The sequence below is a fragment of the Alcanivorax sp. HI0083 genome (assembly GCF_001635175.1).
The window spans coordinates 1-1,100 of sequence record NZ_LWFX01000475.1 but is presented as its reverse complement, the minus strand read 5'-3'; the positions used below and the strand labels follow the sequence as shown (position 1 = coordinate 1,100).

The window sequence follows — 1,100 nt, the reverse complement described above, 5'->3', positions numbered from 1 at the left end:
CAGCACCTGATCCACCACCGCACCGTCTTCCAGCATGGTGATCACCACATCTGCTTCGGCCACGGCTTGCGCCGGGCTGGCCGCAATGCGTGCTCGACTGGCAAATCGCTGTGCCTTGTCAGGGGTACGGTTCCACAAGGTGAGGGAAAAACCGGCATCCAGCAGTCGCGCCACCATGGGCGCCCCCATCAGACCGATGCCAAGAAAGCTGATATGAGGCATGAAATGTCCTGAACTAACGGAACGAAAAGTCTACGCGATTCACACTGGTGACTGTAGCCACGGGCTGGCACGTCAATCAAAAAAGCCGCCCGCAGGCGGCTCTTTCAATCCGGGACACGATACCCGGAGCAACTCAGTGCTCAGGCCGACTGGCTGCGACGCCCACGTAGCCAGAAAACCACGGCCAGGATAATCGCCACTGATTGTGCGACCACACCTTGCACGGTCGGGTAGAGACCCAACCACTCGATGGTGGGCACGCCCAGGTAGAACGCACTGATCAGCCCGGCTTCCTGCAGGGCGGCAATGCCGTTGCCAAGCAGAATCACCGACAGGATCAGCAGCACAATGCTGGTCACGCGGAAGAACAGACTCAGGGGCAAGCGCATGCCAATGCGGAAGAACAGGAAACACACCACCGCCAGCGCCAGAATGGCCGCCCCCATACCGTAAAACAGGTAAGGCTGAGTCGCCGCCGTCACCTGGCTCAACAAGGCCTCATAGAACAGGATGGTCTCGAAAATTTCCCGGTACACGGAAATGAAGGACACGAAGGCCAAGACCCAGATGGTGCCCTCGCCCAGGGCATTGTCCACCTTGCTCTTGATGTAGCCCATCCACTTCTGGCTATTGCTGTTGCTGTGCATCCAGAAGCCCACGTAAAACAGAATCAGCGCGGCCACCACACCGGCAAAACCCTCGGTCATTTCCCGCGATGCGCCACTGAAGGTAATCAGCGTGTTGGCCACGTACCAGGTCAGGCCGCCGGCCACTAACGCAGTGATCCAGCCATAGTGAATATGACGGGTCGCCTTCACCGCGTTGGCCTTGCGAGTAAACGTCAACAGGGCTGCCACCACCAGCAGGGCCTCCAGACC

2 protein-coding genes are annotated in these 1,100 nt (G+C 59.1%); both read right to left on the bottom strand.

The genetic code is table 11. The features are described 5' to 3' along the window. The coding region (locus tag A3754_RS04910) for an NAD(P)-binding domain-containing protein (RefSeq protein WP_197468468.1) at positions 1 to 222 on the bottom strand (222 nt) is incomplete at its 3' end. A 140-nt stretch (positions 223 to 362) separates the two neighbouring features. Further along, positions 363 to 1,100, bottom strand: a 738-nt coding sequence (locus A3754_RS04905) for an FTR1 family protein (RefSeq protein WP_197468467.1), incomplete at its 5' end; no start/stop codon positions are given.